At 63.0% G+C, this 12,593-nt stretch carries 12 protein-coding genes and 1 pseudogene; 2 read left to right on the forward strand and 11 right to left on the reverse strand.

Translation table 11 applies throughout. The annotated features are described in order from the left end of the window. Positions 1-2 precede the first annotated feature (2 nt). From ECTPHS_RS07845 to ECTPHS_RS07870, 6 genes are all read right to left on the reverse strand, one after another. Positions 3-878: a carbon-nitrogen hydrolase gene (locus ECTPHS_RS07845; protein ID WP_008932187.1), complete on the reverse strand. Its 876-nt coding sequence runs from the start codon at positions 876-878 to the stop codon at positions 3-5. A 56-nt stretch (positions 879-934) separates the two neighbouring features. After that, entirely contained in the window at positions 935-1,345 is a 411-nt protein-coding gene (locus ECTPHS_RS07850) for a hypothetical protein (protein ID WP_008932188.1), read from the reverse strand. Between the two features lie 298 nt (positions 1,346-1,643). After that, the gene (gene modC / locus ECTPHS_RS07855) at positions 1,644-2,711 is read right to left on the reverse strand and encodes a molybdenum ABC transporter ATP-binding protein (protein WP_008932190.1); all 1,068 of its coding nucleotides are present in this window, start codon (positions 2,709-2,711) and stop codon (positions 1,644-1,646) included. Beyond that, on the reverse strand, positions 2,708-3,400 hold the full coding sequence (gene modB / locus ECTPHS_RS07860; RefSeq protein WP_008932191.1) for a molybdate ABC transporter permease subunit: 693 nt from the start codon (positions 3,398-3,400) through the stop codon (positions 2,708-2,710). The genes modC and modB overlap by 4 nt, the downstream gene beginning before the upstream one ends. A 28-nt stretch (positions 3,401-3,428) precedes the next feature. After that, positions 3,429-4,196 (reverse strand): molybdate ABC transporter substrate-binding protein, encoded by a 768-nt coding sequence (modA, locus tag ECTPHS_RS07865; RefSeq protein WP_008932192.1) that lies wholly within the window; start codon positions 4,194-4,196, stop codon positions 3,429-3,431. 75 nt (positions 4,197-4,271) lie between these two features. Next, positions 4,272-4,982 (reverse strand): TOBE domain-containing protein, encoded by a 711-nt coding sequence (locus tag ECTPHS_RS07870; RefSeq protein WP_256364680.1) that lies wholly within the window; start codon positions 4,980-4,982, stop codon positions 4,272-4,274. A 504-nt stretch (positions 4,983-5,486) separates the two neighbouring features. Here ECTPHS_RS07870 and ECTPHS_RS07875 point away from each other — a divergent pair. Continuing rightward, positions 5,487-6,623, forward strand: a complete 1,137-nt coding sequence (locus tag ECTPHS_RS07875; protein WP_371200086.1) for an MFS transporter — start codon at positions 5,487-5,489, stop codon at positions 6,621-6,623. Then, positions 6,608-6,757, forward strand: a pseudogene (locus ECTPHS_RS07880) (PIN domain-containing protein); the annotation flags it as partial. The gene ECTPHS_RS07875 and the pseudogene ECTPHS_RS07880, both read left to right, overlap by 16 nt. Before the next feature lie 64 nt (positions 6,758-6,821). On the opposite strand, the gene ECTPHS_RS07885 reads toward ECTPHS_RS07880, so the two are convergent. The 5 genes from ECTPHS_RS07885 to ECTPHS_RS07905 all read right to left on the reverse strand — a co-directional run bounded on the left by ECTPHS_RS07885 (position 6,822) and on the right by ECTPHS_RS07905 (position 12,585). Next, positions 6,822-8,441 carry a Na/Pi cotransporter family protein gene (locus ECTPHS_RS07885; RefSeq protein ID WP_008932196.1) on the reverse strand — a complete coding sequence of 540 codons (1,620 nt, stop codon included), beginning with the start codon at positions 8,439-8,441 and terminating at the stop codon, positions 6,822-6,824. A 79-nt stretch (positions 8,442-8,520) separates the two neighbouring features. Then, positions 8,521-9,186 carry a TorF family putative porin gene (locus ECTPHS_RS07890; protein ID WP_246828340.1) on the reverse strand — a complete coding sequence of 222 codons (666 nt, stop codon included), beginning with the start codon at positions 9,184-9,186 and terminating at the stop codon, positions 8,521-8,523. Between the two features lie 51 nt (positions 9,187-9,237). Next, the gene (gene mgtE / locus ECTPHS_RS07895) at positions 9,238-10,629 is read right to left on the reverse strand and encodes a magnesium transporter (RefSeq protein WP_008932198.1); all 1,392 of its coding nucleotides are present in this window, start codon (positions 10,627-10,629) and stop codon (positions 9,238-9,240) included. Positions 10,630-11,313: 684 nt separating this feature from the next. Further along, positions 11,314-11,664: a TraR/DksA family transcriptional regulator gene (locus tag ECTPHS_RS07900; RefSeq protein WP_008932199.1), complete on the reverse strand. Its 351-nt coding sequence runs from the start codon at positions 11,662-11,664 to the stop codon at positions 11,314-11,316. Positions 11,665-11,733: 69 nt separating this feature from the next. Further along, the gene (locus tag ECTPHS_RS07905) at positions 11,734-12,585 is read right to left on the reverse strand and encodes a universal stress protein (protein ID WP_008932200.1); all 852 of its coding nucleotides are present in this window, start codon (positions 12,583-12,585) and stop codon (positions 11,734-11,736) included. Positions 12,586-12,593: the final 8 nt, after the last annotated feature.

Below are 12,593 nucleotides of genomic sequence, written 5' to 3' on the forward strand. Positions count from 1 at the left end.
GATTAGTCCCTGTAACGCTTCAGAAGATCCCCATAGGCATCGATCCGTCGGTCCCGCAGGTACGGCCAGATTCGCCGCACCGCCTCGCTGCGGGCCTTGTCGATATCCACCACCAGTACCTGTTCCTGGCTGTCCGAGGCCTGGGCCAGGAATTCTCCCTGGGGGCCGCAGACGAAGCTGGATCCCCAGAATTGACTGCCGGCGGTGACCCCGGACGGGTCCGCCTCAAACCCTACCCGGTTGCAGGCCGCCACCGGGATGCCGTTGGCCACCGCATGGGCGCGCTGCACGGTGATCCAGGCCTCCCGCTGACGGGCCTGTTCATCGGCCGTGTCGTTGGGGTCCCAGCCGATGGCAGTGGGGTAGATCAGCAGTTCCGCCCCGGCCAGAGCCATCAGCCGTGCCGCTTCCGGGAACCACTGATCCCAGCACACCAGCACGCCCAGGCGTCCCACTCGGGTGTCCACCGGCTCGAAACCCAGATCCCCCGGCGTGAAGTAGAACTTCTCGTAATAGCCGGGATCGTCCGGGATATGCATCTTGCGGTAGACCCCGGCCAGGCGCCCGTCGCTATCCAGTACTACCGCAGTGTTGTGGTACAGGCCGGGGGCACGCCGCTCGAACAGAGAGCCGACGATCACCACCCCCAGTTCCGCCGCCACCTCGGACAGGGCCTGGGTGCTGGGACCGGGAATCGGCTCGGCCAGGTTGAACAGCTCGGTATCCTCCGTCTGGCAGAAATACAGGCCGGTGTGCAGTTCCTGCAGGATGATGAGTTCGGCCCCTTGGGCGGCGGCCTCGCGGATGCCCCGCAGGCTTTTGTCCAGGTTGGACCGGGTATCTTCCGTGTTGGAATGCTGGATCAGTGCGATGCGCATGATGAGGTTCTGGGTCGGTTCAATGGTCGTGGAATGAAGGAAAGGTAAAACCCGTTTCAACTGGAACGCAGGGAGTGCCGGTCCGGTGCGGGCGGCCCCCTGCGGGTCGCCAGGTAAAAGTGGAAGCAGGCCAGGCAGAGCATGAGCAGACTCATCAGCATGGCGCCCCGGTAGGGACCGAAGAAGATCCATGCCCCCAGTACCAGAAAGGCGATGCCCGTACTGCCCTGGATGATGAGTTTCTTTACCCGTCCCGCATTCCAGGTGGACATGGTGATGAACCACCAGCCCATGGGCAGGCCGGGGGCGGAGAACAGCACCACCAGCTGTCGGAAGATCCCCTCCAGATGGCCCAGGGCCAGGTGAATGCCCAGGCTGCCGGCCATCAGCAGCAGCACACCGACGGCGGCGATCCGGTAGCTGGGCTGACGTGAGCGGTACCAGGGGCGTTTGACCGGGGTGTTCATCGGAGTGAAATACCTCAAGGATGTTCTGAGCAAACTATTTCGGCATGAAAATCGTCACTCCCGCCTCAAAACCGTCATTTCCGCGCAAGCGGGAATCCAGTCACGGGCCGATCCATACAGTGCCATACACACACATTGGATCAATCGGAGCAAAAAGCGTTCAGAGGCCGGATCTGGACACTTGATCAGAGATCAAATCTTTGCAAAACAGGCCTGCACCATAACCGAATCATGCCGGATTGCCCAGATGAAGACCTGATGACGCTCCAGGGTTTGGCGGTTCACGTGACGCCCCTCTTCAAGTCACTGCCACGCCCTTGACCATGGCCCATACGGTCTGCCCCTTCCCCAGTGCCAGTTGTCGGCAGGAGCGCAGACTGATGCGGGCCAGCAGGGTCTGGCCACCGGCATCCAGAGTCAGGATCACATGTCCGGGCTGGGGATCATCACTGATGTCACTGATCCGGACCTGAAGGGCGTTGAGTACGCTGCTGGCATCGGGCCGGGTCAGGGCCACGGATACATCCCGGGCGAGAATGCGTGCCCTCAGGGGAGTGCCGACGGCCCGCTCCTGGTGGGAGATCAGCAGACTGCCGCCGGCAAAGGCCAACTCCGTCAGGTGATCGGGTGCGTGGTGAACGGCCACGGTGCCTTCGATGACCGCCGAGGCCTGTTCGCTGTGGGCCAGGGGCAGGTCGGTGCGGGTGAGCAGATCCTGTATGGAACCCTGGGCCAGAGCCCGGCCCCGTTCCAGCAGGATCATGTGATCCGCCAGACGGGCCACTTCCTCGATGGAGTGGCTGACATAGACCACCGGGATGGACAGTTCATCATGCAGTCGCTCCAGATAGGGCAGGATCTCTCCCTTGCTGGTCACGTCCAGGGAGGCCATGGGCTCGTCCATCAGCAACAGTTGCGGGCTGGTGAGCAGGGCGCGGCCGATGGCCACCCGCTGGCGCTGGCCACCGGAAAGGGCGTCCGGATAGCGGTCCAGCAGGTCGGCCAGTCCCAGCAGGGCCGACACGTCGTCCAGGACCAGGCGGCGCCTGTCAGGGATCAGGCGCCTAAATCCGTAGAGCAGATTGTCACGCACCTTGAGATGAGGAAACAGGCTGGCCTCCTGAAAGACATAGCCCAGGGGGCGCTTGTGTACCGGCAGCCACCGGCGACCCTCCTGCCAGGTTGCGCCGTTGAACCTGAGTCGTCCTTCCCGAATGCGCTCCAGGCCCGCCAGGCAGCGCAGGATCGTGGTCTTGCCGGAGCCGGAGCGACCGAACAGGGCGGTGACCCCCTGGCCGGGGATGTCCAGATCCACATCCAGGGTGAAGTCGCCCCGGTCCAGAAAAAAACGTGCCTCGATGCTCATGACACCACCCCCACCACCTTGAAGCGGCGATTGAGGGCATACACGCTCATCAGCAGGATGAAGGCCAGGCAGACCAGCAGCAGGGACAGGGCATGGGCCGAGGCATAGTCCATGGCCTCCACGTGGTCGTAGATGGCGATGGAGGCCACCTGGGTCTGGCCGGGGATGTTGCCGCCGATCATCAGGATCACACCGAATTCTCCCAGGGTGTGGGCAAAGGACAGGACCGCCGCCGTCAGGATGCCCCGGCGAGCCAGGGGCAGTACCACGGTGAAAAAGCGGTCCAGGGGGCTTGCCCGCAAGGTGGCCGCTGCTTCAAGCACTCGACCACCGGTGGCGGCAAAGGCGTTTTGCAGGGGCTGTACCACGAAGGGCAGGGAATAGATCATGGAGCCGATCACCAGCCCGGTGAAGGTGAAGGCCAGATGACCCACGCCGATGTCTTCCAGAAAGCCTCCCACGGCGCCCCGGGGTCCCAGCAGGATCAGCAGGTAAAAACCCATCACCGTGGGCGGGAGTACCAGCGGCATGGCCACCAGCGCCTCGATCATGACCTTGCCCCGCCACCGGGTATGGGCCAGCCACCAAGCCAGGGGGGCGCAGAGCACCATGAGGATGCTGGTGCTGATGAAGGCCAGTTTGAGGGTGATCCACAACGCGGTGAGATCGTTGTCGCTGATGCCGAACATGCGGCCGGGCTCCCGTGAGTGAAGTGAGTTATTCCCCGGGCAGCACGAACCCGTAGGCCCGCATGATGGCCCGGGTCATGGGGGCGTTCATGTACTCGGCAAAGTGGTGTGCGTTGGCGTTGTCCGCAGCCCGCCGAGTGATGATGAAACCTTGCTCAAGAGGCTCGTGCAGGCCGTCATCCACCAGGTGATAGGGTCCCTGGTCCCGCACGTGGGGGTTCAGGGTCAGAGACAGGGCCACGATGCCCACCTGGGCCGCGCTGCTTTCCACCAACTGCAGGGTGTGGGCGATGTTTTCACCGAAGACAAAGCGGGGCATCAGTTCGTCCCACAGACCGACGGCTCGCAGGGCTTCCTCCGCCCGCTTCCCGTAGGGCGCGTGGCGGGGATTAGCGATGGCAATGCGCCGGAATTCAGGCCGGGACAGGTCGCTCAGGGTCAGGGTTGAGGCGTCCACCGTGTTGCTCCACAGCACGATGCGGCCGATGGCGTAAGGGATGACCTCGGAAGCCGCAAATCCCTTTTCCTGCAACATCCTTGGAAATTCAATGTCGGCGGAAAAGTAGAGGTCAAATGGGGCGCCGTTCTCGATCTGGGCGCGGAAGCGACCGGATGACCCGTAGATGACCTCGATGGGGCGGTCTGGGTGGTCTTCCCGGTAGGCCTCCAGGATTTCATCCATGGCAAAGCGCAGGTCCGCTGCCGCGGCGATGCGGGTGGGTTCCTGCGCCTGGAGTGTCCCGGTCAGGGCCAGCAGGATCAGACCTGCCAGTGCTTTGAACAAAAAGTGTTGCATGATCGTGTTCCTTTTCCGGTGAGGTTTGCATTGAATGATGGATATGGATGCCTGAAGACCGGATAAGCCCGGAGATCAGTCGTTGACGGCCAGCAGTACGTGGGGGGCCTTGATCAGGGCGCAGGCCCGAGCCCCCTGGGTGATCCAGCCTTCGTCCAGGGCCTCCCGGGTGACGACGGCGGTGAGGACCCGGCCATGGCCCAGGTCCAGCTTGACCTCTGCATTCACGGGACCTGCCTCGATGTGGCTGACGACGCCCTGGAGGCGGTTACGGGCAGAAAAGCGCAGTTCGTCGGCCACTTCGGAGAGAATCACGAAGGAGGACTTGATCAGCACATGGACTTCCCGCCCCACCTGCAGCCCCAGTTCCATACCGGCCTCATGGGTGACCACGGCGTGGACCTCCAGCCCATGGCCGATATCCACGGTGATCTCGTCGCTGACCGCGCCCTGAGTGACATGGGAGATCTTGCCCTGGTAGTGATTTCTTGCCGTTGTCCGCATGGATAGTTTCCTCATCAGTGTCCAGACGTCGCCCAGTTCGCCCGTGGACCGGGACATCTGCTGCAAGAACTGCTGGTACGCCTGCTCGGCGGCGCGATACTGCGCAATCACCTGTTCGCCGTGGGCGGTCAGTCGGGTGCCGCCGCCGTGCTTTCCCCCCGCCTGCCGCAGCAGCAGGGGTTTGTCCGCCAGATTGTTCATGGCGTCGATGGCGTCCCAGGCCGCCTTGTAGCTCATGCCGATGGCCCGGGCCGCGGCGGAGATGGAGCCGGTGGCGGCGATCTACTCCAGCAACTGGATGCGGGCGCCGCCAAGGAAGGTCTGGCCGTGCAGCTTGAACCAGAACTGGCCGTCGATTTCCGGTTGCATGGCGTTTTCCTGGTCGGAGGTTCGTTATGTGTTTCTGTATATAGCGGATGTCGAAACAAAAAATCACGGAGTCGCTGTGCTGTATCTAAGCATTTTTTAGGCCAGTCAGATTTATTCTTTTAAAAATATGTTTTTAAAGGGTTTATTATTAAATCTCCATGGTCTGAGGGTGGGGTTTGCGACAGGAAGAAGGGGATGGTGAGCCCGTTGTCTGAAATCCTACGTTTCCCGCGATCGGCCCGGCGGGCAGGGTGTCCGGGATGATGGCGTCATGAATGTGGATTGATTTATTTATATTCCTTGTCAGTATATGGGGTCCCGCCAATGGATGTGAGCACGTTATGGAGCCCGGAAAAGACCCATGATCCCCGCCTTCCTGCGCCGTCATCCCCTGACCGTCATCCCCTGACCGTCATCGTGCTGGCCCAGCTTTGCGGCACATCCTTATGGTTCAGCATCAATGGTGTGTGGTGGTCAATGGCCCCGGACCTGGGTCTGTCGAATGCGGACCTGGGGTATCTGACCCTGACCGTGCAGCTCGGATTCATCGTTGGCACGTTGACCATGGCGGCCACCGGCCTGGCGGATCGCTTTCACGCCAGTGTCATCTTCGCCGTGGCCTGTCTGTGCGGTGCGCTGGTCAATGGTGCCTTCCTGCTGGTGGCCGCCCAGCCGCCCTTTGATCTGTTGCTGCGGTTTCTGACCGGTCTTTGCCTGGCCGGGATTTATCCTCTGGGAATGAAACTGATCATCTCCTGGGTGCCCCTGCATGCGGGGGCGGCGCTGTCCTGGCTGGTGGGCATGCTGACTTTGGGCACGGCGCTGCCACACCTGATGCAGGGGATGACCCTGGACATGCCCTGGCAATGGCCCCTGCTGGGGGCCTCGGTGCTGGCACTGCTGGGAGGGGGGCTGGTGCTGCTGCTGGGCGATGGCCCCCACTTGCCCAAGGCCGGAGGTAAGATCCCGCTGCGCCAGGGACTTTCAGGGCTGAAGATCCCGCGTTTTCGTGCAGTGGCCGGGGGGTATTTCGGTCATTGCTGGGAGCTCTATGCCTTCTGGATGCTGGTGCCGTTGCTGGTGGGGCAGGAGATCGGCCGTCTGGGTGTTGCGGATGCCTGGATACCCTGGTTGGCGTTCGCCGTCATTGCCCTGGGATTTGCGGGGTGTGTGGGGGGCGGTGTGATCAGTCGTTACCGGGGGAGTGAGTGGGTGGCCCGTCGCGCCCTGGCGATGTCCGGTGCCCTGTGCCTGGCCTATCCGTTCCTGACCTGGGCACCGGCCGGTTTACTGCTGATCCTGCTGGCCCTGTGGGGGATGGCCGTGATTGCCGATTCGCCCCAGTTCTCCGCCCTCGCGGCAGCCAATGCCCCGCGGGAACTGGTGGGTTCATCGCTGGCGGTGATGAACGCCATCGGCTTTGCCCTGACGGTGCCCGCCATCTGGCTGACCAGTGTGTTGTGGGAATTGCAGGGTGCCTGGGTCATTCTGTGGCTGCTGCCGGGACCCTTGCTGGGCCTGTGGGCGATGCGGGGTTTGAAAGCTATGCGCTGAGCCACAACATGCAGATGGCTGATGCAATGATTGCCGCCACCGCCATGGAGTTGGGGCTACCGCTGCTCACGGCCAATGACCGTCACTACCGGCATATCGACGGCTTGCAGATCGAATTATTTCGCCCTCAATGATGACGAAAGGCCGGCAATGAAACGATTGCCAACTGCGCCATCCATGTGCCCTGACCCGCCGCCATCACCTCACCGCATCCGCCTCCGTCAGGGCCGGGTCTTCAGGGTCTTCCGGTTCTTCCTGGCAGTAGACATAGGTCACGCCGCTCAGGCGACGATTGAGCTGCTGAAAACCGTCCAGAATCTCCCAGGCTGGATAGGGCAGGCCGGGATGGGCGCGCTTGGCCTGGATCAGCCAGCGGCTGTTGTCCTGCTTGCGCTCCAGGATCTTGCGTCCCAGCTCCGGGCGTTCACGCATCAGCATCCGCGCCACGGTGTTCATCTGCTGGGTAAAGCGGGCCGCGGCATCCAGCACCAGCGGCCGTGCGGCCTCCAGGGCCCCGGGGGAGGCCTGTAGCAGGCGCCGGGCTTCGTCATGCAGTTCCGGCCCCAGGGTGCGAACGATCATGGGCAACTCCCGCATGAAGTCGTCCATGGTGTCCTTCAGGGCCTGATCCTCCCGATTGAGGGAATCATCGGGAATGGCATCCAGAAAGGCGGTCAGTTCGTGGCAGACCGTCTGCACCTCACGACTGCGGCGGGCGATGTCCACCGCCAGACCATCGTCCAGCGCGCCTTGCTTGAGTCCCTGCATCACGCCGTCACCCATCAGGTGGAGAGTATCGAAGATACGCAGGGTTTCCCGCAGGGCCGCGTTGATGGCCAGAGCGGGATTTTGCAGCAGCAGCGGATCCAGCCTTGGGGTACCGGCCTTGCCCGGGGCGGGGCTGTCCGGAATCAGTATTTTGACCCAGCGTTCCAGGGCCGGGGCAAGGAACAGGGCGGCGCAGGCCAGCAGGTTGAACAGGGTATGGGTCCAGGCCGCCTGCTGGGGCAGTTCGCCCGGCAGGACCTGAAGCGGCAGTTGCGGAATGCCCAGCAGAAGGCCAGCCGCGCCCAGGGCCAGGGGCAATTTGATCATGAGGATGGCCAGTCCCAGACGGCGTCCCTGGGTATCTCCCCAGCCGGCCAGCAACACGGTCAGGCACAGGCCGATATTGGCGCCCAGTACCCACAGCAGCAGCATGGGGAGGGTGATCTGGCCGCCGGCTACCAGGGCCAGGGCCACGGCGATAGACGCGGTGGCGCTTTGCACCATCAGGGTCAGCAGGACCGCGCCCACCAGAAACAGCAGGGGTAACTGGCCCAGGGCGGCGAACAGGGCCTCCACCGCCGGATCGGAACCCAGGCTGGTGGCGGCGTCGCTCAGTAGGCCCATGCCCATGAGCATGAAGGCGAAGGCCAGTAATGCCTGACCCACACCGCGAGGACGGCTGGATTCCACAAACAGAAATAGCCCGGCCCCCAAAGCAAGAAACAGACCGATATAGTGCTGCAGGTCAAAGGAGACCATCTGCACCAGCACCGTGGTGCCCAGTTGCGCCCCCAGCAGGACGGCCAGAACGTTCTTCCAGGGCACCTTGCCCCGGCGGGTCATCTGTACCGAGAGCATGGCCGTGGCCGTGGAGGAGGGCATCACCGCGCCGCTGGCCACGCCGCCGACAAAGGCGCGGGCGCGGGTGCGGGTGAAGCCCTGCAGCCAGTCCAGCAGGTCACCGCCCATGATGCGGGCAAAGCCCTTGCGCAGAAACCGCAGGCCGAACAGGATCAGCAGGATGCCGGCGATAAGATTGATCGGTTCCATGGCATTTTTCCTCCCGAGGGCCATTGTGAACAGGCCCGTGACCACCGGGGTGGATGGTCACGGGGAAATGGGCGATGGATCAGAAGCTGATGGTGTAGCCCGCCACGAACAAGGACTGGGCGCCGGCCTCATCCCTGGCGGCATAGGTCAGGGAGATTTCTCCCGGACCGCTTTCCCTGGCCAGTCCCAGCATCCAGAAGGTGACACCGGATTCCTTGTTGGGATCATCGTACCCCAGCCCGGCCAGTACACGGGTGTCCGGCATGAAGGCATAGTCTCCTTCGATCACATACACCGTACTGCCTTTGGCATCGGAATCATCGGCATGCACCACATGACTGATGCTTGCCGTCACGGGGCCCAGGCCGATGCCGAGAAAAAGTTCTCCTTCATCGGCATCGTCCTGCTCCGAGTAATGGAAATATTCATAACCGATTTCCAGCTCCAAAGGCCCCATGGGGAACGCCAGCCCAAAGAAGGGGGCCACCTCCTGCCCCATGCCGTCCCCCCCCAGGGTGGAGACCTGGGCGCCCAGGAACCAGCCGCCGGGATGGGCGTATTCCACTCCGCCCTGGACCACGGCGTGATTGTTGGATACGGATTCCCCATTGTCGATGTAGTCGGTGAATGCGCCGACGTTGAAGGTCAGTTCGGCCTGGGTATTGCCCGCGTACACGAGGCTGGTCATCAGGGCGCCGATGACGCCGGCACGGAGCTTGTCATTGTCATGCATGAGCTTTTTCATTTTGATGAACTCTTGTTGTGGAAGATGGTTGATGTGCATGGGCAGACAAGTTCAGGCACCGCCGGGAATATGGGCGCCCAGGAGCCAGGCGGCCATCAGGAAGTACACCGCCAGACCGGTGAAGTCCTTGATGGTGGTGATGAACGGGTCGGCGCCGGGGGCATGGTCCACACCAATCTTGACCATCACCCAGGGCAGCAGGAAACCCAGGATGGATGCGGTGAACACGGCGGTGAACAGGGCCACGCCCACCACCACGCCCAGCAGGGGAATCCCGTTGGGCGCACCCTGCCAGAAGTAGGCGATGGTGCCCGCCAGGACCGCGATCACCGACGCCATGGCCAGACCTACCATGGCTTCCCGCACCAGATGGGAGCGGAAGAAACGTTCCATGCTGATATGGCCCAGAGCCAGGCCACGGGCGAAAATGGTGGTGGACTGGGTACCCACATTGCCACCCATGTCCATGACCAGGGGGATGAAGATGGCCAGGGCCACCAGGGCGGCCAGGGTGTCCTCGAAGAAGTCGATGACGCCCCCCACCATCAGGCCCCCCGCCAGGGTGACCATCAGGAAGGCCAGCCGTATCCTGACCGAATATCCGATGGGGCCGGAGGTGAGCTTTTCCGACCGCACCACATCCTTGGCGTGCACCATACTCCCGATGCCGGCCTTCTTGTACACGTCTTCAGAGACGTCTTCTTCCAGCACGTCCATGGCATCGCTGAAGCACAGCACACCGGCCAGACGGCGTTGGTCATCCAGTATCGGCAGCACCGGCAGGTCGCTGCGTTGCAGCAGGCGGGCCGCATCCACCTTGTTGTCATGGGTACCGGCAGTGACACCCTCACCATTGACCAAGCTACGGATGGGGGTGTCGGATTCAGCCCGCAGCAGACGGGTCAGGGAGACATGCCCCAGATACTCCCCCTCGGCATTGGTCACAAAAACCACCGCGCCCATGTCTTCCGGGCTGTTCTCGATGCCGCGCAGACGTGCCATGGCCTCGGCGACGGTGGTGTCCGCGGTCACCGCCACATGATCCGAGCGCATGACGCGCACCACGTTGTCCGCATCGTGGCGGAGGATGGTCTGTACCGATTCCCGTTTTTTGGCAGGCAGCAGGGCCAGCAGTTCATCACCGTAGCGGCGAGAGAGCAGGGCAACCGCTCGGGCGATGGTGTAGCTGGGCAGGCGGGCGGCAAAGCGGGCGGCCTCCGCCTTGCCCATGTGCTCCAGCAGACCCGCCTGTTCCTCGTCGTCCATGTGCAGGAAGGTGGCCACGGCTTCCTTGGGCGGCAGTTCGGCAAAGAGGGCCAGCCGGTAGGAGGGTTCGATGGCGGCCAGACAGCGGGCCTTTTCGGTGGGGTCGGCGTCCAGGATGAGGGTTTTGGCCTCATGGAACTGGCCATTGCGAAGATGGTTGAGAACAATGTGGTTCATGGGATGAATTCCGTAATCAATGTTTTCGGCACGAAGCCGTCCACGGAATTCAGGCAAGGGGAGGCCGTGCCTCCCTGGATATGTGAAGATCAGCGGGGAGGGGCGGCCAGCCGCCTGATATCGGCGAACGGCATGTCAAAAATCCTCACCCGCCCTAATGAACGGGGCGAGGGCGGTGGTTCGGGTTCAGGGTCGTCTGGCAAGGACATCACCTCCTGGCATCGGGTTTTCAGTGGCGCACGCAGCACCACGCCACGGGCCGGTGGCCCATGTCGGGTGTTGGATGCAAGTCAAGGGGAGTGCCCGAAGGGGCAGCCGTCAGCGCGCCCCGGCCCTTTCAGGCAACGGAACGAGCAGGCACCTGTCCACGTGACAGGATGACGGGGATGCGCTTTCGGCTATCGGCTCCCTGGTTGTCGCGGCAGTGTGCGGCGCGCCAGGGTAGCCTCATGGGCGGTAAGGAATTACCGCGGGGGAGAGGAAACCCGAGGGACGCTGCAGACTGCCGTATCGTGGCCGTGATCGGCCCGGATCAAGCATCTACAACAAGAACTGTCCATGGGGTTATGGGTACCTCTATGGGTTGCAAAGGGCGGATTTGCCTCAACGGGCGGCATTCTACCCCCCGGAGGCGGTCGGGTAAACCCGCTGCTTGTTGCTGGGCGAGGTGAGATATTCGGCGCGTTAAAGATTCCGGCTTTCCGCGCAGGTGATGCACAGGGTGGCCGCTGGATCCAGATCCAGGCGACGGGGGTTGATGGGCTCGCCGCAGTCCAGGCAATCCCCGTAGCTGCCGTCATCGCAGCGGCGCAGGGCGGCCTCGATGCGCAGCAGGGATTGCCGGGCCCGTTGTTGGGTGTTTTGCGCCATGGCCTGTTGTTGCAGGGCATCCATGCGGGACAGCCTGCCCACACTGGTTTGGTCCAGCACCACGGTGGCGGTAGAGGCCTTGCGGGCATCCTCCAGGCCGAGGATGTCATCTCGCGCGGCCAGCAGTCTGGCGCGATAATGTGCGATATCCGGTGGCTCTGTCATTTATTTATGCCGGAGTCGGTGTGATGCATGGGGCCGGTAGCATCCCTGTTGCCGGCCCCATGCCCACCCTCAGCGCAGGATCAGCAGGGCGATGGGGGAGTTTATGATCATCTTGGTGGTGGTACTGCCGACGAAGAACTGACGCAAGCGGGAGTGTCCGTAGGCGCCCATGGCCAGCAGGTGGATGTCATGGGCCTGGCGGTAGGCGCAGACCTGCTCGCAGACTTCGCCGGACTGGAGCACGGCCTTGACCGTAAATCCTTGGCTTTCCAGGGTACGGCGGGCGTTGTCCAGCTTGGCCCGGTTGTCACCGCTGTCCTCGCCCACCATGAGCAGATGGGCCTCCAGCCCCTTGAGCATGGGGCTTTGGGCCACCCGTTCCACCACTGTGTGCGCGGTGCTGCTGCCGTCGTAGGCGATCATGAACCGCTGGGGTTCCTTGAATTCCGGCGGACAGACCAGCACCGCCCGCTTCACGGTGCGGATGATGCTTTCCAGGTGGGAGCCAATATGGCGGGCCACCTTGTCGCCGTCCTGGCCCTGCTTGCCCACCACCAGCAGGCGGGCCTCTTCCTGAAGCTCATCAAGCGCCTCGGTGACCCGGTCATTGCGCAGCAGGCTGCCGGGGTCGGTGATACCGGCCTGTTTCACCCGTTCCAGGCCATCTGCCAGGATGGCCCGACCCTGTTCGCGGATCAGCTTGCCGCGCTTTTCCTCCGTCTCAACCATCTGTTGCAGCAGGGCTTCCCGCCCTCCCAGGCTCAGATTGCCACTCAGGTCCTTCTGTGACTCCGCATGGGGGTTGTGGACCACATGCAGCAGGGTCAGGGGACTGTCCAGGCGCCGTGCGGCCCAGGCGGCGTGGTCGCACACCGACAGGGAGGAGCGGGAACCATCGATACAGGCAATCACCTTGTTCATTACAACGG

The sequence above is a fragment of the Ectothiorhodospira sp. PHS-1 genome (assembly GCF_000225005.1).
Lineage (GTDB): Bacteria > Pseudomonadota > Gammaproteobacteria > Ectothiorhodospirales > Ectothiorhodospiraceae > Ectothiorhodospira.